Consider the following 18,630-nt stretch of genomic DNA (forward strand, 5'->3'; position numbering starts at 1 on the left):
ACCATTTCGGCGGGCATACCATTAGAAAACGCTTCTTGCGAGCCACAATCCCGCAAACAGGAAAAGAATGGCCCCTAATACGCTAGCCAGCACGTAGGCAGCCGCAAGAGACACCGCCCCGCGCTCCCACAGCAGCGTCGCATCCAGAGAAAACGCCGAGAAGGTGGTGAACCCGCCGAGAATCCCGGTTGCCAGGAACAGTGAACGTGCCCCACGGGAACGCAACACCGAGCAGCCGCGCCGCGCCGACATTCGTCAGGTGCCGCAGCCCGGCGCCGATTCCGCCGCCCAGACAGACCAGAAGCAGGTGGTACAGGATGGCTGTCCCTTTCCTTGTTCAGATCGCCGTGTTGCCCGTCTCAGCCCCTGCCGGACCGCTCGCGCCGGAGCCGCGCCCAGTAGTCGAGCCGCTTGCGGATCTCCCGTTCGAAACCGCGCTCGGGCGGATTGTAGTAGGTCTGCCGCCCCATGGCCTCCGGGAAATAGTCCTGGCCCGAGAACGCATCCGGCATGTCGTGGTCGTACTGGTAGCCCTCGCCGTAGCCGGTTTCCTTCATGAGCTTGGTCGGCGCGTTGAGGATATGCTTGGGCGGCAGCAGCGATCCGTGTTCCTTGGCCGACCGCATGGCGGCTTTGAACGCCGTGTAGACCGCATTCGACTTCGGCGCCGTGGCGAGATAGACGCAGGCCTGCGCCAGTGCAAGCTCGCCTTCCGGAGAACCCAGATAGTCATAGGCGTCCTTGGCCGCGTTGGCGATGACAAGCGCCTGCGGATCGGCGAGGCCGATGTCCTCCACCGCCATGCGCACGAGCCTGCGGCCGATGTAAAGCGGATCCTCGCCTGCGTCGAACATGCGGCAGAGGTAATAGAGCGCGGCGTCCGGGTCCGATCCGCGCACCGACTTGTGGAGTGCGGAGATCAGATTGTAGTGCCCGTCCTGGCTCTTGTCATAGATCGGCGCGCGCCGCTGCACGATCTTCTGAAGGGTTTCCGCGTCGAAGGTCTCGCCCGGGCGCGCCGCGCGCCAGACCTCTTCGGCAAGCGTCAGCACCGCGCGCCCGTCCCCGTCCGCCATGCGGATCAGCACGCCGCGCGCCTCTTCGGTGAGCGGCAGTGCCTTGCCCTCTTCCTTCTCCGCGCGCTGGAGCAGCTTCTCGAGGCTCTCCGCGTCATGCGGCTTGAAGTTGAGCACGCGCGCGCGCGACAGCAGCGCCGCGTTAAGCTCGAAGGATGGATTTTCCGTCGTCGCGCCGATCAGCACGACCGTTCCGTCTTCCATGACCGGCAGGAAGGAATCCTGCTGCGCGCGGTTGAAACGATGGATCTCATCCACGAACAGCAGCGTCTGCCGCCCCTGCTGGCGCCGCAGCCGGGCCGCGTCGAACACCTTCTTGAGGTCCGCAACACCCGAAAAGATCGCCGAGATCTGCTCGAAGGCGAGCGAGGTCTCGTTGGCGAGCAGCCGCGCGACGGTGGTCTTGCCCGTGCCGGGCGGCCCCCAGAAGATGAGCGAGCCCAGCGAACCGGAGTTGATCATGCGCGTGAGCGTTCCGTCGGGACCGGTGAGATGCTCCTGCCCTACGACGTCGGCGAGCCGGGTCGGCCGCAGCCGGTCGGCCAGCGGCTTTCCTGGCGTCTGGTTCGCTGTTCCTGCGGTCTGGTCGAAAAGGTCAGCCATGTATCAGTAACGCAAGATCTGTTCGATGATCCGCCCGCCCCGGTCGATCGCAAAGCGCCACATGCGCCCGTCGCCCTCGGCGATCCGCTTCAGCTGTTCGGCCGAGGTGATCGTCTCGCCGTTGAGCTCGCGGATGATGTCGCCGGGCCTCAGGCCCACGCGCGCGGCCGGCGAATTGCGGGCAATGTCCGTTATCACGACTCCGGTGCGATTGACAGGCAGACGCATCCGCTGGATGAGCGCGGGAGTGAGATCCGAGACCTTGGCCCCGGCGAAGGGCCCGCGTCCCTCGATCAGGAGTTCGACGCCCTGGCCCTCCGAAGCCTTCTCGATCAAGAGCGAAAGCGTTTTCGTCTCGCCGTTGCGCAGTACATCGATCCTCGCCGTCGAACCGAGCGGCAGCGTGGCCAGGCGATAGTCCAGGCTCTCTGGCGTGTCCACCTGCTTGCCGTCGACGGATACCACGATGTCGCCAGGTTCGATGCCCGCCTTTTCCGCGGGGCTGTCCTTGGCGATGTTGGTGATCAGCGCCCCGGCCGGGCGCGCCATGCCGAGCGCGTGGGCGATGTCCTGCGTCACGCGGTCCACATCCACTCCGATATAGGGCCGCTCGAAATGGTCGAGCCCCTTCTTGGCCGATTCCACGACCGCCCGCACCAGATTGGCGGGAATGGCAAAGCCGATGCCGATCGAGCCGCCCGAACGGCTGTAGATGGCCGTGTTGATGCCGATCACCTCACCGGCCATATTGACCAGCGCGCCGCCGGAATTGCCGGGATTGATCGCGGCGTCCGTCTGAATGAAATAGCCCACGTCGCCGATGCCGCCGAGCGAGCGCGCGACAGCAGAAACGATCCCGCTGGTGGTCGTCTGGCCCACGCCGAACGGATTGCCGATGGCAAGCACCAGGTCGCCCACTTCGAGCGCGTCCGAGTCGCCGAGGGCGGCGGCCGGAAACTTCTCGTCCGCCTCCACCTTGAGCACCGCAAGATCGAGCCCCTCGTCCTGCAGCACGATCTTGGCGGCAAACTCCCGCCCGTCGGCGAGAGCCACGCGCACCTCGTCCGCGCCGCTGATCACGTGGTAGTTGGTGACGACGAAGCCGCTTGCGTCCACCAGCACGCCGGAGCCCAGCGAGGATTGCACGCGGGGCGGCATCTGCGGGAAGGAGAAGAACCGCTCGAAGAAAGGATCGCCCATGAACGGCGAGCGTACCTCCACCCGCGTCGAGGCATAGACGTTGACCACCGCCGGCGCGATCTTCTTCACCAGCGGCGCGTAGGAAAGCAGCACTTCCTCGTTGTTGAAGGGAACCTTCCGCTGAACCGGCTGCTCCGTGGACGCTGTCCCGCGCAGGAGCTGTGAAAGCGTGTCGCGCACGCTCTCCTGGGCCTCAGCGGCCAGCGGCGCGAAAACGAATGATGCGATCAACAGAGTACCAACGAAACGCCTGAACATCATGCAATGCCTCACGACTATCGAAGCGGCTCACAAGGCCGGTGCGCGCACGGGGCGTTCCCGCCATTTCCCCGAACAAGCGCGGTCTGGATGAACCCGGAACACGATACTGCCGCTTGTCTCCCATAAGAATGTGTATAAGAAAAGGAAACGGCCTTTCCCCCGCATTTTGCGCCGGGGTGCCACAGGATTTCAAACCCGTCTCATCCATTCCGGTTCAGCTCTCCCGCACGCCGAGGTCTTTCATGGCCCTTTCCTACATTGCGCCGATCGTCCTGCTTGCAGTCTCCAACGTCTTCATGACCTTTGCCTGGTACGGACACCTTAAGTTCACCGGCAAGCCGCTGTTCCTGGTGATCGTGGCGAGCTGGGCCATAGCCTTCATCGAATACTGCTTCGCGGTCCCGGCGAACCGTATCGGCCACAGCGTCTACAGCGCGGCAGAGCTCAAGACGATGCAGGAGGTCATCACCCTGTGCGTCTTCGCCGTGTTCTCCGTGCTCTACCTGGGCGAGCAGATCACGATCAATCACGTCATCGGTTTCGGACTGATCTGCCTCGGCGCCTTCTTCATCTTCAAGGGGCCGCTGTAAGCCCTCTGGCCCCCCACGGCCAGCACCTGCAGTACCCTCACCACAGGCTTCCAGAGCATCATCTCGCGTTGTCGAAGGATGAGGAGGCAAAGCCTATGCGCAACATCGAGGGAAAAGACCGGCCCGCCGTTGGACGGGATCACCACCAAACCGTTGCAGGCTGCCTCACCCGACCCCGCTGCGCCCGCCGTGACAAACTTCCCGCTTGTCCCCCCTCCCTTCGCCAAGCCCGGCGTCAACAGGTTGCCGTTTCGACAGGCTCAGCATGAGGATTCCGGAAAACAAAACGGCCCCGGGAAACCCCGAGGCCGTTCCGTAGATCAGTTTCAGCGTAAGGCTTACGCGGCCTGCTCTTCGGCGGCGCGCTCGGCCTCGACGCGGGCGCGGTCGGCGGCGCCCTTGGCGGCCGGATCGCGGTCAACGAACTCGATCACGGCGAGCGGCGCGTTGTCACCGTAGCGGAAGCCCGCCTTCATGATGCGCAGGTAGCCGCCATTGCGGGAGGCGTAGCGCGGGGCGAGCGTCTCAAACAGACGGCGGACTGCATTCTCGTTGCGCAGGGCCGAGATGGCCTGACGGCGGGCATGCAGGTCACCGCGCTTGCCGAGGGTGACGAGCTTCTCCACGATCGGGCGGAGATCCTTGGCCTTCGGCAGGGTCGTGACGATCTGTTCGTGCTCGATGAGCGAAGCCGCCATGTTGGCGAACATGGCCTTGCGGTGGCTAGAGGTTCGGTTCAGCTTGCGGCCGCTGTTTCCGTGGCGCATTGCTTGTTCTCCTTATATCCCTGCGGACGCGGTCCGCGGGTTAATACTGGTCTTCGTAGCGCTTGGCGAGCTCTTCGATGTTCTCCGGCGGCCAATCCGGCACTTCCATGCCGAGGTGCAGGCCCATCGACGCAAGCACTTCCTTGATTTCGTTGAGCGACTTGCGACCGAAGTTCGGAGTGCGCAGCATTTCCGCCTCGGTCTTCTGGATCAGGTCGCCGATGTAGACGATGTTGTCGTTCTTGAGGCAGTTTGCCGAGCGGACCGACAGCTCCAGCTCGTCGACCTTCTTGAGCAGCGCCGGGTTGAAGGCGAGCTCGGTCGGCTGCTCCGCCGGCTGCTCCTTCTGCGGCTCCTCGAAGTTGACGAAGATGGACAACTGGTCCTGCAGGATGCGGGCTGCGAAAGCCACGGCGTCCTCGCCGCTGACGGAACCGTCCGTCTCGACGGTCAGCGTGAGCTTGTCGTAGTCGAGAACCTGACCTTCACGGGTGTTCTCCACCTTGTACGACACACGCTTGACCGGCGAGTAGAGAGCGTCGACCGGAATGAGCCCGATCGGAGCGTCCTCGACGCGGTTGCGGTCCGCAGGCACGTAACCCTTGCCCGTGTTGACCGTGAACTCCATGCGGATTTCCGCATTCTGGTCCAGCGTGCAAAGCACGTGGTCCGGGTTCAGGATCTCGATATCGCCCGTCGTCTGGATATCGCCGGCGGTCAGCACGCCCGGGCCCTGCTTGCGCGCAACCATGCGCTTCGGGCCGTCGCCTTCCATCTTGATGGCGATCTCCTTGATGTTCAGGATGATGTCGGTGACATCCTCGCGAACACCCGGGATCGACGAGAACTCGTGCAGAACACCGTCGATCTGCACTGCCGTCACCGCTGCACCACGCAGCGAGGACAGCAGGACGCGACGCAGGGCGTTGCCCAGCGTCAGACCGAAACCGCGCTCCAGCGGTTCAGCAACCAGGACCGTTTGCGTACGGCCGTTGGAAGTGAACTCGACCTTGTTCGGCTTGATGAGTTCCTGCCAGTTTTTCTGGATCATGGATTGTTCCTTCCGTTACCCTGCACCATCCAATCGTGCAGGCGTTCTGGAAGCTGCGGTGGCGGGATGCCACCGTCAGCAAAAGCCTTTAGACGCGGCGCTTCTTGCGCGGACGGCATCCGTTGTGCGGGATCGGCGTCACGTCGCGGATCGCGGTAATGGTGAAGCCTGCAGCCTGAAGCGCGCGGAGGGCAGACTCACGGCCAGAACCGGGACCGCAAACCTCAACCTCCAGCGTGCGCATTCCGTGCTCCATCGCCTTGCGTGCACAATCTTCGGCGGCGACCTGTGCAGCAAAGGGGGTCGACTTGCGCGAGCCCTTGAAACCCTGTGCACCAGCAGACGACCAGGCAATCGCGTTGCCCTGTGCGTCCGTAATGGTGATCATCGTGTTGTTGAACGTCGAGTTCACGTGAGCGACGCCCGACGAAATGTTCTTGCGCTCTCTGCGACGGATGCGCGCGGCTTCCTTGGCCATATCAGTCCTTTCACCGATCTCTACGCCGCCGTAATTCCAGCGGCTACACCTTCAACAGACGGAGGAACCTGCTCACCCTCAGGCTGCGGCTCCCTGCCCCGTCCGCATGATTACTTCTTCTTGCCCGCGATGGGCTTCGCCGGACCCTTCCGGGTGCGGGCGTTCGTGTGCGTACGCTGGCCGCGGACCGGCAGGTTGCGGCGATGGCGCAGACCGCGGTAGCAGCCCAGGTCCATCAGGCGCTTGATGTTCATCGACACTTCGCGACGCAGGTCACCCTCGACCTGGTAGTCGCGGTCGATCGTCTCGCGGATGGCGAGCACTTCAGCGTCGGTCAGCTGGTGAACGCGCTTGTCTTCCGGAATGTTGCACTTCGTGATGATTTCACGGGCGAACTTCGGTCCGATGCCGTGAATGTACTGCAGCGCGATGATCACGCGCTTTGCTGTCGGAATGTTGACGCCAGCTATACGGGCCACGTCGTATCTCCTTGGTTCTTCTTTTTCGCCGCCGTTTTCGACAAATTATTGCATCCAGCCGAACAAGACAAAAGCGTCCAGCTCGGCCAATGCACTTTGACCGACGCCGACCGCCATCAAAATCCAGCGAATTGGCGCCGTCTTGACGGATTCTCCCGGAAAAGTCAACTCCCCCGGGGCCCGCACCTCATGTAGCAGCCAATGCCGCCACGATTTCGTGTCACTCCTTGTCAGGAACGACTGGTTATACCGGTCATACCGCCTTCAGGATGTTGGCGATCGCTTCCGTCACTTCCGGAACGGACGCCATGCCATCCACCGAGCGAAGCTTCCCCTTCGCATAGTAGTAGCCGATCAGGGGAGCCGTCTTCTTGTAGTACTCGCGCAGGCGCTCCTCGAACACTTCCGCATTGTCGTCCTTGCGCACCGGCTGTCCGGCCGCCCTCGCCTCTTCCGCGCGTTTCAGAATGCGGTTGACGAGGATCTTGTCATCGACGACGAGTTCGATCACCGCGTCCAGCTTCGATCCGCGCTCGGCGAGCATCTTCTCGACGGCATCGGCCTGCGCAAGGGTCCGCGGATATCCGTCGAGGATGAAGCCGTTCGCGCAATCAGGCTGCTCGATGCGCTCGGCGACGATCGCGTTCACGATGTCGTCGGACACCAGCTCGCCGGCATCCATGACAGCCTTGGCCCGCTTGCCGACTTCGGTTCCGGCCTGGACCGCCGCGCGAAGCATGTCACCGGTCGAAAGCTGGGGGATTCCGTACCGCTCGACCAGGATCTGAGCCTGAGTACCCTTGCCCGCGCCAGGCGGACCCAGAAGAATGAGTCTCATCGACCTCTCTTTCCTCCCCGAAGTTTCGACTTCTTGATCAAACCCTCATATTGGTGGGCGATCAAGTGGCCCTGAATCTGCGCAACCGTGTCGAGCGTGACGCTCACGACGATCAGCAGGGAGGTACCACCGAGATAGAACGGCACGCCGGTCGCGGAAATCAGGAATTCCGGAAGCAGACACACACCGACCAGGTAGAGGGCGCCGATCACGGTGATACGGGTCAGAACGTAGTCGATGTACTCAGCGGTGCGCTCACCCGGACGGTACCCGGGAATGAAGCCCGAATGCTTCTTCAGCTGCTCGGCGGTGTCCTTCGGGTTGAAGACGATCGCCGTGTAGAAGAAGGCGAAGAAAATGATCAGCGCGGCGTACAGGATCATGTAGAGCGGCTGACCGTGGCCGAGCGTGGCAAGCACCGTGGCAGCCCAGCCCGGAAGCTGCGTCGTGTCGGTGAAGCCGGCGAGCGTGGCCGGCAGCAGCAGCAGCGACGACGCGAAGATCGGCGGAATGACGCCGGCCGTGTTGAGCTTCAGCGGCAGGTGCGACGTGTCGCCCTGGAACATCCGGTTGCCGATCTGACGCTTCGGGTACTGGATGAGCAGTCGGCGCTGCGCGCGCTCGAAGAACACGATGATGGCGATGACCGCGATGGCGATGAAGATGATCCCGAGGATCAGACCGGTGGACATCGCGCCCGTGCGGCCGAGCTCGAGCGTGCCGGCGATGGCCGACGGCAGGCCGGCGACGATACCGGAGAAAATGATGAGCGAAATGCCGTTGCCGATGCCGCGGGCGGTGATCTGTTCGCCCAGCCACATCAGAAACATGGTGCCGCCAAGCAGCGTGATGACGGCGGAAATTCGGAAGAACCAGCCCGGATCCGTCACGATGTTCGAGCCGCTCTCAAGTCCGACGGCGATACCATACGCCTGGACGATAGCGAGAATGACGGTTCCGTACCGGGTGTACTGGTTGATGACCTTGCGGCCCTGCTCGCCTTCCTTCTTGAGCTGCTCAAGCGTCGGAATCACGCTCGTCAGCAGCTGCATGATGATGGAGGCGGAAATGTAAGGCATGATGCCCAGAGCGAAGATCGCCATGCGCTCGACGGCACCACCGGCGAACATGTTGAACATGCCGAGAACGCCGCCGGACTGCTGCTGGAACGCCTGCGCGAAAGCATCTGGGTTGATGCCAGGCAACGGGATATAGGTGCCGAGACGATAGACCAGCAAGGCGCCCAGCGTGAACCAGATGCGCTTCTTGAGATCTTCTGCCTTGGCAAACGCAGAGAAATTGAGATTGGATGCTAGTTGCTCGGCTGCAGAGGCCATGCAGTTCTCTCCGCTTCTTCACGCACGCTCTACGGCGGCGGTGAATTCTTGGACGCCGGTAAAGCTCATACGCCGGAGTTAACCTGCGCTACAAACCGGATACCCGCCCTTGCTCTTGAAACGATGCCGGACGACTCTCTTCGGCCAGCAAATTGTCGAGATAGGACCGGAGCGGTAAAGATGCAAGCGGTGCCTTCCGACACCGCTTGCATATTGTTCTGGATTACGCAGCCTTCTCGGGCAGTTTGACCGATCCGCCGGCCTTTTCGATCTTCTCGATCGCCGACTTGGTGGCGTAGGCAACCTCGAGCGTGATCTTCGCCGTCAGTTCGCCGTTGCCAAGCACCCGCACACCATCCTTGGCGCGGCGAATGACGCCGGCCTCGACCAGAGCGGCAGTGTCGATCGTCTTGGATGCGTCCAGCTTCTTGGCGTCAATCGCGGCCTGGATGCGGCCGAGGGACACCTCGTTGTAGTCGCCACGGAAGACATTCACGAAACCGCGCTTCGGCAGGCGGCGGTACAGCGGCATCTGGCCGCCTTCAAAGCCGTTGATCGAAACGCCGGAGCGGGACTTCTGGCCCTTCACGCCGCGGCCGCCAGTCTTGCCGAGGCCGGAACCGATACCGCGACCCACGCGCTTGCGGGAGTGGGTGGCGCCTTCAGCATCCCTGAGTTCGTTGAGCTTCATTGTTCTAATCCCCGATCTCTCAGGCTTCCTCGACAACGCGAACCAGGTGGCTCACGCTGGCAATCATGCCACGTACCGCCGGAGTGTCTTCCAGCGTGACACGGCGGTGCATCTTGTTGAGCCCCAGACCGATCAGCGTAGCGCGCTGAACCTTGGGGCGGCGAATGGGGCTGCCGATCTGCTCGACGGTGATCGTCTTGCCCTTCTTTTTCTCTGCCATTTTCGTCATCCTCTACCTGCGGCCGAGACTGCCGGAGCGGCAGTCACCGCGCGGATTGCCCTACTCGTCCGAACCCGCGGCAGCGCCACGGCGCGCCTGAAGAACGGAGTACTTGATGCCACGCTGCGCGGCGATGTCCTTCGGATGGACCTGGCGCTTCAGCGCGTCGAACGTCGCACGCACCATGTTGTAGGGGTTGGAGGAACCGAGCGACTTGGAGACAACGTCCTGCACGCCGAGCACCTCGAAAACCGCGCGCATCGGACCACCGGCGATGATACCGGTACCAGGCTTCGCGGAGCGCATCAGCACCTTGCCTGCGCCGTGCGAGCCCTCAACGTCGTGATGGAGCGTACGGCCTTCGCGCAATGGCACAAAGATCATGTCACGCTTGGCAGCCTCGGTAGCCTTGCGGATGGCTTCCGGCACTTCACGTGCCTTGCCATGACCGAAACCGACGCGGCCCTTCTGGTCGCCGACGACGACGAGAGCTGCAAAACCGAAACGGCGGCCACCCTTGACCACCTTGGCCACACGATTGATGTGGACCAGCTTGTCGACGAGCTCGCTGTCGCGCTCTTCGCGCTGACGGCGCTCGTCCTTACGTCCTTGCTGTGCCATTGCCCTTTTCCTTGTTCTTTTCCGGAAGCACGGTTTCTACAGTAAAAGCCCCCGCGCGAAATCATCGCGCGGGAGCAGCGAAATCAGAACTCCAGGCCACCCTCGCGGGCTGCGTCGGCCAGAGCCTTCACGCGGCCGTGGTAGATGTAGGCGCCACGGTCGAACACGACCTTCGTGACCCCAGCCTTCTTGCCACGCTCGGCGATGAGTTTGCCGACCGCAGCAGCGGCTGCGACGTCCGCGCCGGTCTTCAGCGTGCCGCGCAGATCCTTGTCGAGCGTCGACGCGGCGGCCAGCGTGTGGCCCTTCGTGTCGTCGATCAGCTGGGCATAGATGTTCTTGGAAGAACGGTACACCGAAAGCCGGATGCGGCCATTGGCGACCGACTTCAGTTTGCGACGGACGCGCCCGGCACGTCGCGTAGCGGAATCCTTCGACACCATGGCTCGATCCTTACTTCTTCTTGCCTTCCTTGCGGAAGATGGTTTCTTCCGCGTACTTCACGCCCTTGCCCTTGTAGGGTTCCGGACCGCGGTAAGCGCGGATCTCGGCCGCAACCTGGCCGACGACCTGCTTGTCGATACCGGAGACGACGATTTCCGTCGGCTTCGGGCAGGTAATCGTGATGCCCTTCGGCGGCACGTAGGTGACATCGTGGCTGAAGCCCAGCGACAGCGAGAGATTGCTGCCCTGCATGGCGGCGCGGTAACCGACGCCGTTGATCTCAAGGCGGCGCTCGAAACCGGTCTTCACGCCCTGCACGATGTTGTTGATCTGCGAACGGGTCATGCCCCACTTCGCACGAGCGTCCTTCGACTCGTCGCGAGGCTCGACAACGACGGCGCCGTCCTCGACCTTCACGTTCACCTGTTCGGTAAAGACGAACTGAAGCTCGCCCTTCGGTCCCTTTGCCGTGATCGTCTGACCGTTAACCGTAGCGGTCACGCCTTCCGGCAACGAAATCGGCTTTTTGCCTATACGAGACATATCTTGCCCTCGTTCCTTCTTACGTTTCCGCTAGATCAGAAAATCTTGCAGAGAACCTCTCCGCCGACGTTCTTCTCGCGAGCTTCATGGTCGGCCATCACGCCCTTCGGGGTCGAAAGGATGGCGATGCCCAGACCGTTTGCCACGCGCGGAATGCCGTTCACGCCCACGTAGACGCGACGACCAGGCTTGGAGACGCGGACGATCTCGCGGATGACGGGCGAACCCTCGTAGTACTTCAGCTCGATGTTGAGCTCGGCCTTGCCGTTCTCGTATTCGACGCGGCTGTAGTCGCGGATGTAGCCTTCCGCCTTGAGCACATCGAGAACCCGGGCGCGCAGCTTGGACGCAGGCGTCGTGACCGTGCTCTTCTTGCGGCCAAGAGCGTTGCGGATGCGGGTCAGCATATCGCCGATAGGATCATTAACGGACATTACATGCCTCCCCAATTACCAGCTGGACTTCACGAGGCCCGGAATCAGGCCGCGGCTGCCAAGCTCGCGAAGCGCGATACGCGACATTCCGAGCTCGCGGTAGTAACCACGCGGACGACCCGTCACTTCGCAGCGGTTGCGGATGCGAGTCTTCGACGAGTTGCGCGGAAGGGCGGCAAGCTTGAGCTGCGCCTTGAAGCGCTCCTCCATCGGCCTGCTCTTGTCCATCACGATCGCCTTGAGCGCGGCACGCTTCGAAGCGTACTGGGCGAGCAGCTTCCTGCGCCTCTTGTTCTTCTCGACTGCGCTAACTTTTGCCATTTAAGCGTTCCTTCTTCTCGCCTGCCGTTACTGCCGGAACGGGAAGTTAAAGGCCTTCAACAGGGCGCGAGCCTCGTCGTCGGTCTTTGCAGTCGTACAGACGATGACGTCCATTCCCCAGATCTGATCTACCTTGTCGTAGTTGATCTCCGGAAAAATAATGTGCTCCTTGATGCCGAAGGCGTAGTTGCCGCGGCCATCGAAGCTCTTCGGGTTCAGGCCGCGGAAGTCGCGGACGCGCGGAAGAGCGATGTTGACCAGGCGGTCAAGGAACTCATACATGCGGTCACCGCGCAGGGTGACCTTGGCGCCGATCGGCATGCCCTCGCGGACCTTGAAGCCAGCGATGGACTTGCGGGCGCGCGTCACGACGGCCTTCTGGCCGGCGATGAGCGAAAGATCTTCGGCAGCGACCGACGGCTTCTTGGAGTCGCCAGTAGCCTCGCCGACGCCCATGTTCAGCACGACCTTCTCGATGCGCGGAACCTGCATCGGGTTGGCATACTTGAAGGTGTCCGTAAGCTGCTTGCGGACGACCTCTTCATAGTGAACCTTGAGACGGGCCTTGTATTCGGTGTTAGCCATCGATCACTTCTCCTGAGCGCTTGGCCACACGTACCTTCTTGCCATCCTCGAGGATGCGGAAACCGACGCGGGTCGGTTTGCCATCCTTCGGGTCGGCAAGCGCCAGGTTTGAAACGTGAATCGGCGCTTCCTTCGTGATAATGCCGCCCTCGGTCTGGGCGGTCTGCTTCTGGTGGCGACGCACCAGGTTGATGCCGCGAACGAGAGCCTTGGCCTCCTTCGGCATCATCTTGATAACTTCGCCCGTACGACCCTTGTCACGGCCGGTGAGCACGACGACCTTGTCGCCTTTCTTGATCTTCTGCATCAATCCGGCTCCTAAAGCACTTCCGGCGCCAGCGAAATGATCTTCATGTGGTTCTTGGCGCGCAGCTCGCGGGGAACCGGTCCGAAGATACGGGTGCCGATCGGTTCTTTCTTGTTGTCGATGAGCACGGCAGCGTTCGTGTCAAAGCGGATGACGCTTCCGTCAGGACGACGGATGTCCTTGGCGGTGCGCACGACAACCGCCTTCATAACGTCACCCTTCTTTACGCGGCCGCGCGGGATCGCTTCCTTGACGGAGACAACGATGATGTCTCCAACCGAAGCATACTTCCGCTTCGAGCCGCCAAGCACCTTGATGCACATGACACGACGGGCGCCGGAATTGTCCGCCACGTCGAGGTTTGTTTGCATCTGAATCATGATGGCCGCCTTCTTATTATGACTAATGGAAAGCGGGCCTTTCGGCCCCTTTCCTCTCCTTCAGTACCGACTCAGGCGCTTCTTATGCCTGAGAATGGTTCGTGATGACAACCCAGGTTTTGTCCTTGGAAATCGGACGCGACTCCTGGATCGTGACGATGTCGCCGATCTTGCAAGTGTTGTTCTCGTCGTGCGCCTTGTACTTCTTCGACCGGCGCACGGTCTTCTTGAGCAACGGGTGCGTGAAACGGCGCTCAACGCGAACAACAACCGTCTTGTCGGCCTTGTCGCTAACTACCGTGCCCTGCAATACGCGCTTTGGCATTGTTATCCTCAGGCTTTGATGCCGGCCGACTTCTTCTCGGCCAGGATTGTGAGAATGCGCGCAATGTCCCGGCGAACCTCTCGCACACGCGCGGTTTTTTCGAGCTGACCCGTCGCCTTCTGGAAACGCAGGTTGAACTGCTCCTTCTTGAGATTCGCCAGCTGCTCTTCGAGCTGATCAGGCGTCATGGACCTGATATCTGCGGCCTTCATAATGCCCTCTCCTACTCTACGATGCGCTGAACAAAGCGCGTCTTGATCGGGAGCTTGGAAGCACCGAGACGCAGAGCCTCGCGTGCAAGCTCCTCATCAACACCATCGATCTCGAACATGATGCGGCCGGGTTTAACGCGGAACGCCCAATAGTCAACAGAGCCCTTGCCCTTACCCATACGGACTTCGGTCGGCTTCGAAGTGACCGGAACATCAGGGAAAATGCGGATCCAGACCCGTCCCTGACGCTTCATCTGGCGGGTAATAGCGCGTCGGGCTGCTTCAATCTGTCGCGCCGTGACGCGTTCCGGCTCGAGCGCCTTGAGGCCGTAGGAGCCGAAGTTCAGTTCCGTGCCGCCCTTGGAGGCGCCGTGAATGCGCCCCTTGAACTGCTTGCGGAATTTCGTGCGCTTTGGTTGCAGCATTTTTCTTCTACCTCAAACTTCCGGCTCAGGCGTTCTCGCGACGGCGCTGGCCACCGGTGTTGTCGCCCTCCAGGGCGCGACGCTCCGAGGCGAACGGATCATGCTCAAGGATCTCGCCCTTGAAGACCCAGACCTTGACGCCGCACACGCCATAGGCGGTGTGGGCTTCGGCCGTGCCGTAGTCGATGTCTGCGCGCAGCGTGTGAAGCGGCACGCGGCCTTCACGGTACCATTCGGTACGGGCGATCTCGGCACCACCCAGACGGCCGGCGCAGTTGATCCGGATGCCCTCAGCACCGAGGCGCAGAGCCGACTGCACGGCGCGCTTCATGGCGCGGCGGAATGCAACGCGGCGCTCGAGCTGCTGGGCGATCGACTGGGCGATCAGGCGGGCGTCGATCTCCGGCTTGCGCACCTCGACGATGTTGAGATGCACTTCCGAGTCCGTCATCGTGCGCAGCTTGTTGCGCAGCTTCTCGATGTCGGCGCCCTTCTTGCCGATGATCAGGCCAGGACGGGCGGCATGGATCGTCACGCGGCAGTTCTTGTGCGGACGCTCGATGACAACCTTCGAGATCGCGGCCTGCTTGAGCTCGCTCTCGATGTACTGACGGATCTTCAGATCCTCGTGGAGCAGCTTCGCGTACTCGCCCTTGTTCGCGTACCAGCGCGAATCCCAGGTGCGGTTGATGCCGAGGCGAAGACCGATCGGATTAACTTTCTGACCCATTAAGCGGCCTCCTCAACTTCGCGCACCACGATGGTAAGATGCGAATACGGCTTCTCGATACGGTTTGCACGACCACGGCCGCGCGCATGGAAACGCTTCATGACAATCGACTTGCCGACAAAGGCCTCAGCCACCACGAGGGAGTCCACATCGAGATTGTGGTTGTTTTCGGCGTTGGCAATTGCCGATTCGAGCGTCTTCTTAACCGTTGCTGCGATCCGCTTGCGCGAAAACTCCAGATCGGCAAGCGCGCTCGATACCTTCTTGCCTCGAATCATTGCGGCAACAAGGTTCAGCTTCTGAGGGCTGACGCGGATCGTGCGCAGGACTGCACGTGCCTCGTTGTCCTTGAGCCTGCGTGGCGCTTTGGCCTTGCCCATGGTTACTTCCTCTTTGCCTTCTTGTCCGCACCGTGCCCGTAGTACGTACGGGTCGGCGCGAACTCACCGAACTTATGACCCACCATCTCTTCCGTGACATTCACGGGAATATGCTTCTGGCCGTTGTACACGCCGAAGGTGAGCCCCACGAACTGGGGCAGGATGGTGGAGCGACGGCTCCAGATCTTGATGACGTCCTTGCGTCCGCTCGCGTGAGCCTTCTCGGCCTTCTTGAGCAGGTAGCCGTCGACGAAGGGACCTTTCCAGACTGAACGGGCCACGTTCCCTTACCTTTCCTTATGCCTAGCGCTGATGACGCGAGCGCATGATAAACTTGTCGGTCGCCTTGTTCGACCGGGTCTTGCGACCCTTCGTGGGCTTGCCCCAAGGCGTAACCGGATGACGGCCACCCGACGTGCGCCCCTCACCACCACCGTGCGGATGGTCGACCGGGTTCATGGACACGCCGCGGTTATGCGGACGCTTGCCGAGCCAGCGGCTGCGACCAGCCTTGCCGAGCTTGACGTTCGCGTGGTCCGGGTTGGACACCGCGCCGACCGTCGCCATGCAGGCGCCGGCAACCAGGCGCTGCTCGCCGGAGTTCAGGCGCAGGATCGTCATGCTGCCGTCACGGCCGACCACCTGGGCATAGGCACCGGCGGAACGGGCGATCTGGCCACCCTTGCCCGGCTTCAGCTCGACGTTGTGAACGATCGTGCCGACCGGGATGCTGGCGAGCGGCATCGCGTTGCCGGGCTTCACGTCGACAGCCTTGGTCGACGAGACGACCTGGTCGCCGGGGGCCAGGCGCTGCGGCGCCAGGATGTAGCGCAGCTCGCCGTCCTCGTAGCGGACCAGAGCGATGAAGCCCGAGCGGTTCGGGTCGTACTCGAGTCGCTCAACCGTGGCGGTCATATCGAACTTGTTGCGCTTAAAGTCAACAAGACGGTAGCTCCGCTTGTGGCCGCCGCCCTGGAAGCGGGCGGTAACGCGGCCGTAGTTGTTGCGGCCGCCCTTGCTCACCAGACCGACGGTCAGGCCCTTGACGGGCTTGCCCTTGTACAGGCCCGAGCGGTCAACGATCACCAGCTGGCGCTGACCCGGGGTAGTAGGCTTGTAGTGCTTAAGTGCCATTTTCCCTATCCTCGCGCCTTAGAGACCGGTCGAAACGTCAATGGAGTGACCTTCAGCCAGCGTCACGATCGCCTTCTTGACGTCGCTCTGCTTGCCGACCGTCCCGCGGAAGCGCTTCACCTTGCCCTTGCGAACGAGCGTGTTGACGGCGCTCACCTTCACGTTGAAGAGAGCCTCGATGGCAGCCTTGATCTCAGGCTTCGTGGCCTTGCGGGCGACGTTGAAGATGACCTGGTTGCTCTCCGAGGCGAGCGTCGACTTTTCCGTGATCACGGGGCTCACGATCACATCGTAGTGGCGAAGATCCGTCATTTGAACCGCTCCTCGAGTGCTGCAACGGCAGCCTTGGAAAGGACGAGCGTGCCGCGGCGCAGGATGTCATAGACATTGATGCCCTGGACCGGCAGAACATCGACGTTCGGCAGGTTTGCGGCCGCCTTCTTGAAGCCCGCGTCGATCTCCGAGCCGCCGATGATGAGCGCGTTGTTGACGCCCAGCTTGGCAAACTGCTCGGCGAGCACCTTGGTCTTGGCCTCGTTCACCTGCAGGTCATCAACGACGATGAGGCTTGAAGCCTTCACCTTCGCCGACAGCGCATGGCGCAGGCCGAGGGCGCGGACTTTCTTCGGCAGGTCATGGGCGTGGCTGCGGGCCACCGGGCCGTGCGCCTTGCCACCGCCGCGGAACTGCGGCGCGCGGGCCGAAGAGTGACGGGCGCGGCCCGTACCCTTCTGGCGGTACATCTTGGCGCCGGTACGCGAAACGTCGGCGCGCGACTGCGACTGATGCGTGCCCTGCTGCCGCTTGGCCAGCTGCCAGCGAACCACGCGGTGCAAGATGTCTTCGCGGGGGTCCAGGCCGAAAATCTCGTCAGAGACTGTCAGCTTACCGGCATCCTCACCCGCGAGGGTTGTTACCTTAAGATCCATTATTCTGACCCTTCGCTGGCGGCGGTTTCCTCAGCCTTGGCCTGGTTCTCTGCCTTGCGGATGGCGCCCGGCAGCGGGGCCTCCTTCGGCAGCGGCGCCTTCACGGCGTCGCGAACCATGATCCAAGATCCCTTCGACCCAGGCACTGCGCCCCGGACCAGGATCAGGCCGCGCTCCTTGTCGGTGGACACGACCTCGAGATTCTGCGTGGTCACGCGGACGGAACCCATATGACCGGCCATCTTCTTGTTCTTGAAGACCTTGCCCGGATCCTGGCGCTGACCCGTCGAACCGTGAGAACGGTGCGAAATCGAGTTACCGTGGGATGCACGACCACCGCCGAAGTTGTGGCGCTTCATGACACCCTGGAAGCCCTTACCGATCGAGGTACCGGTAACGTCAACCTTCTGACCCGGAACGAAGTGGTCGGCGGTGATTTCCGCGCCAACTTCGATGAGGTTCTCAGGAGACACCCGGAACTCGGCGATCTTGGCCTTGGGCTCCACGCCGGCTGCAGCGAAATGGCCGCGCAGCGCCTTGGACGTGTTCTTCACCTTGGCAAGACCGACGCCAAGCTGAACGGCGGTGTAGCCGTTCTTTTCCTGGGTGCGATGTGCCACGACCTGGCAATTTTCCATGCGCAGAACCGTGACGGGGATGTGCTCGCCCGCTTCGTTGTAAACGCGCGTCATCCCGATCTTCTGTGCGATAACACCTGAACGCATCGGTTCGATTTCCTTTCAGGTCACCCGCTGGTGACTGTCCCTCGCGGGTCCTAACTTATTCCGCCTTAAAGCTTGATCTCGACATTCACACCCGCGGCGAGATCGAGCTTCATCAGCGCGTCCACCGTCTGGGGCGTCGGATCAACGATGTCGAGAAGACGCTTGTGCGTGCGCCGCTCGAACTGCTCGCGGCTCTTCTTGTCGATGTGAGGCGAGCGGTTCACGGTAAACTTCCCGACGTTCGTCGGCAGCGGGATCGGTCCCCGAACCTGGGCGCCCGTGCGCTTCGCGGTAGAAACGATCTCGCGCGTCGAGGCATCCAGAACGCGGTGATCGTTACCTTTGAGGCGGATACGGATTTTCTGCCTGTTCATTTTATTCGTTCCTTGTTCAGTTCGTGGCGCGGTTTATCCGCGCCACAACCCGAGGTCCAGCCTCTTTACTCGATAATGCTTGCGACGATACCGGCGCCGACGGTGCGGCCGCCCTCGCGGATGGCGAAGCGCAGGCGCTCTTCCATCGCGATCGGCACGATCAGCGTGAC

General features: G+C 62.1%; 32 protein-coding genes and 1 pseudogene. 1 reads left to right on the forward strand and 32 read right to left on the reverse strand.

Going from position 1 to position 18,630, the window contains the following annotated elements:
- Window positions 1-21: 21 nt before the first annotated feature.
- From ABD906_RS15060 to ABD906_RS15075, 4 genes and pseudogenes are all read right to left on the reverse strand, one after another.
- A pseudogene (locus ABD906_RS15060) lies at window positions 22-316 on the reverse strand (CrcB family protein).
- A 43-nt stretch (window positions 317-359) separates the two neighbouring features.
- Window positions 360-1,679, reverse strand: a complete 1,320-nt coding sequence (locus ABD906_RS15065) for a replication-associated recombination protein A (RefSeq protein WP_345100430.1) — start codon at window positions 1,677-1,679, stop codon at window positions 360-362.
- Window positions 1,680-1,682: 3 nt separating this feature from the next.
- Entirely contained in the window at window positions 1,683-3,140 is a 1,458-nt protein-coding gene (locus ABD906_RS15070) for a DegQ family serine endoprotease (RefSeq protein ID WP_345100432.1), read from the reverse strand.
- Window positions 3,073-3,348, reverse strand: a complete 276-nt coding sequence (locus ABD906_RS15075) for a hypothetical protein (RefSeq protein WP_345100503.1) — start codon at window positions 3,346-3,348, stop codon at window positions 3,073-3,075. The genes ABD906_RS15070 and ABD906_RS15075 overlap by 68 nt, the downstream gene beginning before the upstream one ends.
- 34 nt (window positions 3,349-3,382) lie before the next feature.
- Here ABD906_RS15075 and ABD906_RS15080 point away from each other — a divergent pair, with 34 nt between their 5' ends.
- Window positions 3,383-3,730 (forward strand): DMT family protein, encoded by a 348-nt coding sequence (locus tag ABD906_RS15080; RefSeq protein ID WP_345100434.1) that lies wholly within the window; start codon window positions 3,383-3,385, stop codon window positions 3,728-3,730.
- A gap of 338 nt (window positions 3,731-4,068) precedes the next feature.
- On the opposite strand, the gene rplQ is transcribed toward ABD906_RS15080, so the two are convergent.
- The 28 genes from rplQ to ABD906_RS15220 all read right to left on the reverse strand — a co-directional run.
- The gene (gene rplQ / locus ABD906_RS15085) at window positions 4,069-4,497 is read right to left on the reverse strand and encodes a 50S ribosomal protein L17 (protein ID WP_345100436.1); all 429 of its coding nucleotides are present in this window, start codon (window positions 4,495-4,497) and stop codon (window positions 4,069-4,071) included.
- 40 nt (window positions 4,498-4,537) lie between these two features.
- Window positions 4,538-5,548, reverse strand: a complete 1,011-nt coding sequence (locus tag ABD906_RS15090; RefSeq protein ID WP_345100438.1) for a DNA-directed RNA polymerase subunit alpha — start codon at window positions 5,546-5,548, stop codon at window positions 4,538-4,540.
- Between the two features lie 88 nt (window positions 5,549-5,636).
- A complete protein-coding gene (gene rpsK, locus ABD906_RS15095; protein ID WP_345100440.1) occupies window positions 5,637-6,026 on the reverse strand; it encodes a 30S ribosomal protein S11 in 390 nt (129 codons plus the stop codon).
- A 110-nt stretch (window positions 6,027-6,136) separates the two neighbouring features.
- The gene (gene rpsM / locus ABD906_RS15100; protein ID WP_345100442.1) at window positions 6,137-6,505 is read right to left on the reverse strand and encodes a 30S ribosomal protein S13; all 369 of its coding nucleotides are present in this window, start codon (window positions 6,503-6,505) and stop codon (window positions 6,137-6,139) included.
- Between the two features lie 253 nt (window positions 6,506-6,758).
- Window positions 6,759-7,343 carry an adenylate kinase gene (locus ABD906_RS15105; RefSeq protein WP_345100444.1) on the reverse strand — a complete coding sequence of 195 codons (585 nt, stop codon included), beginning with the start codon at window positions 7,341-7,343 and terminating at the stop codon, window positions 6,759-6,761.
- Window positions 7,340-8,680 (reverse strand): preprotein translocase subunit SecY, encoded by a 1,341-nt coding sequence (gene secY / locus ABD906_RS15110; RefSeq protein ID WP_345100446.1) that lies wholly within the window; start codon window positions 8,678-8,680, stop codon window positions 7,340-7,342. The genes ABD906_RS15105 and secY overlap by 4 nt, the downstream gene beginning before the upstream one ends.
- Before the next feature lie 223 nt (window positions 8,681-8,903).
- The gene (gene rplO / locus ABD906_RS15115; RefSeq protein ID WP_345100448.1) at window positions 8,904-9,371 is read right to left on the reverse strand and encodes a 50S ribosomal protein L15; all 468 of its coding nucleotides are present in this window, start codon (window positions 9,369-9,371) and stop codon (window positions 8,904-8,906) included.
- Window positions 9,372-9,390: 19 nt separating this feature from the next.
- Window positions 9,391-9,591, reverse strand: a complete 201-nt coding sequence (gene rpmD / locus ABD906_RS15120; protein ID WP_345100450.1) for a 50S ribosomal protein L30 — start codon at window positions 9,589-9,591, stop codon at window positions 9,391-9,393.
- A 60-nt stretch (window positions 9,592-9,651) separates the two neighbouring features.
- Window positions 9,652-10,212, reverse strand: a complete 561-nt coding sequence (gene rpsE, locus ABD906_RS15125) for a 30S ribosomal protein S5 (protein WP_345100451.1) — start codon at window positions 10,210-10,212, stop codon at window positions 9,652-9,654.
- Between the two features lie 83 nt (window positions 10,213-10,295).
- Window positions 10,296-10,655, reverse strand: coding sequence for a 50S ribosomal protein L18 (rplR, locus tag ABD906_RS15130; RefSeq protein WP_345100453.1), 360 nt, complete (start codon window positions 10,653-10,655; stop codon window positions 10,296-10,298).
- A 10-nt stretch (window positions 10,656-10,665) separates the two neighbouring features.
- Window positions 10,666-11,199, reverse strand: a complete 534-nt coding sequence (rplF, locus tag ABD906_RS15135; protein WP_345100455.1) for a 50S ribosomal protein L6 — start codon at window positions 11,197-11,199, stop codon at window positions 10,666-10,668.
- A 35-nt stretch (window positions 11,200-11,234) separates the two neighbouring features.
- Window positions 11,235-11,633 carry a 30S ribosomal protein S8 gene (rpsH, locus tag ABD906_RS15140; RefSeq protein WP_345100457.1) on the reverse strand — a complete coding sequence of 133 codons (399 nt, stop codon included), beginning with the start codon at window positions 11,631-11,633 and terminating at the stop codon, window positions 11,235-11,237.
- Window positions 11,634-11,648: 15 nt separating this feature from the next.
- Window positions 11,649-11,954 carry a 30S ribosomal protein S14 gene (gene rpsN / locus ABD906_RS15145; RefSeq protein WP_345100459.1) on the reverse strand — a complete coding sequence of 102 codons (306 nt, stop codon included), beginning with the start codon at window positions 11,952-11,954 and terminating at the stop codon, window positions 11,649-11,651.
- Between the two features lie 27 nt (window positions 11,955-11,981).
- On the reverse strand, window positions 11,982-12,539 hold the full coding sequence (gene rplE / locus ABD906_RS15150; protein ID WP_345100461.1) for a 50S ribosomal protein L5: 558 nt from the start codon (window positions 12,537-12,539) through the stop codon (window positions 11,982-11,984).
- Complete coding sequence (rplX, locus tag ABD906_RS15155) at window positions 12,532-12,846, reverse strand: 50S ribosomal protein L24 (RefSeq protein ID WP_345100463.1); 315 nt, start codon at window positions 12,844-12,846, stop codon at window positions 12,532-12,534. The genes rplE and rplX overlap by 8 nt, the downstream gene beginning before the upstream one ends.
- An 11-nt stretch (window positions 12,847-12,857) precedes the next feature.
- Window positions 12,858-13,226: a 50S ribosomal protein L14 gene (gene rplN, locus ABD906_RS15160; protein WP_345100465.1), complete on the reverse strand. Its 369-nt coding sequence runs from the start codon at window positions 13,224-13,226 to the stop codon at window positions 12,858-12,860.
- 82 nt (window positions 13,227-13,308) lie between these two features.
- On the reverse strand, window positions 13,309-13,551 hold the full coding sequence (rpsQ, locus tag ABD906_RS15165) for a 30S ribosomal protein S17 (protein ID WP_345100467.1): 243 nt from the start codon (window positions 13,549-13,551) through the stop codon (window positions 13,309-13,311).
- Between the two features lie 8 nt (window positions 13,552-13,559).
- Complete coding sequence (gene rpmC / locus ABD906_RS15170) at window positions 13,560-13,763, reverse strand: 50S ribosomal protein L29 (protein WP_345100469.1); 204 nt, start codon at window positions 13,761-13,763, stop codon at window positions 13,560-13,562.
- An 11-nt stretch (window positions 13,764-13,774) separates the two neighbouring features.
- Window positions 13,775-14,188 carry a 50S ribosomal protein L16 gene (gene rplP / locus ABD906_RS15175; RefSeq protein WP_345100471.1) on the reverse strand — a complete coding sequence of 138 codons (414 nt, stop codon included), beginning with the start codon at window positions 14,186-14,188 and terminating at the stop codon, window positions 13,775-13,777.
- A gap of 25 nt (window positions 14,189-14,213) precedes the next feature.
- On the reverse strand, window positions 14,214-14,918 hold the full coding sequence (gene rpsC / locus ABD906_RS15180; protein ID WP_345100473.1) for a 30S ribosomal protein S3: 705 nt from the start codon (window positions 14,916-14,918) through the stop codon (window positions 14,214-14,216).
- Window positions 14,918-15,298, reverse strand: a complete 381-nt coding sequence (rplV, locus tag ABD906_RS15185; protein WP_345100475.1) for a 50S ribosomal protein L22 — start codon at window positions 15,296-15,298, stop codon at window positions 14,918-14,920. Before rplV ends, rpsC begins: the two co-directional genes overlap by 1 nt.
- A gap of 2 nt (window positions 15,299-15,300) precedes the next feature.
- A complete protein-coding gene (gene rpsS, locus ABD906_RS15190; protein WP_345100477.1) occupies window positions 15,301-15,579 on the reverse strand; it encodes a 30S ribosomal protein S19 in 279 nt (92 codons plus the stop codon).
- A gap of 22 nt (window positions 15,580-15,601) precedes the next feature.
- A complete protein-coding gene (gene rplB, locus ABD906_RS15195; RefSeq protein WP_345100479.1) occupies window positions 15,602-16,432 on the reverse strand; it encodes a 50S ribosomal protein L2 in 831 nt (276 codons plus the stop codon).
- An 18-nt stretch (window positions 16,433-16,450) separates the two neighbouring features.
- A complete protein-coding gene (locus ABD906_RS15200; protein ID WP_345100481.1) occupies window positions 16,451-16,744 on the reverse strand; it encodes a 50S ribosomal protein L23 in 294 nt (97 codons plus the stop codon).
- Window positions 16,741-17,361, reverse strand: coding sequence for a 50S ribosomal protein L4 (gene rplD / locus ABD906_RS15205; RefSeq protein ID WP_345100482.1), 621 nt, complete (start codon window positions 17,359-17,361; stop codon window positions 16,741-16,743). Before rplD ends, ABD906_RS15200 begins: the two co-directional genes overlap by 4 nt.
- Window positions 17,361-18,086, reverse strand: a complete 726-nt coding sequence (rplC, locus tag ABD906_RS15210; RefSeq protein ID WP_345100484.1) for a 50S ribosomal protein L3 — start codon at window positions 18,084-18,086, stop codon at window positions 17,361-17,363. Before rplC ends, rplD begins: the two co-directional genes overlap by 1 nt.
- A gap of 65 nt (window positions 18,087-18,151) precedes the next feature.
- Complete coding sequence (gene rpsJ / locus ABD906_RS15215; RefSeq protein WP_345100485.1) at window positions 18,152-18,460, reverse strand: 30S ribosomal protein S10; 309 nt, start codon at window positions 18,458-18,460, stop codon at window positions 18,152-18,154.
- Window positions 18,461-18,525: 65 nt separating this feature from the next.
- Window positions 18,526-18,630, reverse strand: a 105-nt coding sequence (locus ABD906_RS15220; RefSeq protein WP_486303683.1) for an EF-Tu C-terminal domain-related protein, incomplete at its 5' end; no start/stop codon positions are given.

Origin of the sequence: Chelativorans composti (assembly GCF_039541695.1) — a bacterium.
Taxonomy (GTDB): domain Bacteria; phylum Pseudomonadota; class Alphaproteobacteria; order Rhizobiales; family Rhizobiaceae; genus Chelativorans; species Chelativorans composti.